Below are 219 nucleotides of genomic sequence, written 5' to 3'. Positions count from 1 at the left end.
CTTATCCAGTGCTTTCATCCCGTTTTTGTCTTGGAATGGAAGCACGACAAGGGAGCTTTTCAGGTTCTTGCTTGCCGTAAGCTGTTTCTTCAGCTGCCTGATAATCGTTTTCTTCTGCTTCAGGAGCATGACCGTCTCAGAGGGCATCTTGTAGACGCCGGGAGCCATCTTCTCCCCGTACATGGCAATCAGGCAGGCATCTTTCGTGTCAGTCTTGGT

The 219-nt window shown here is 50.2% G+C and carries 1 pseudogene; it reads right to left on the bottom strand.

Annotated features, from left to right (window positions below):
- Positions 1-219, bottom strand: a pseudogene (locus EII41_RS14010) (IS110 family transposase); the annotation flags it as partial.

The organism is Tannerella forsythia (genome assembly GCF_003860135.1).
Classification (GTDB): domain Bacteria; phylum Bacteroidota; class Bacteroidia; order Bacteroidales; family Tannerellaceae; genus Tannerella; species Tannerella forsythia_A.
The sequence above is the reverse complement of the archived record's forward strand: the minus strand, read 5'-3'. Positions and strand labels throughout refer to the sequence as shown.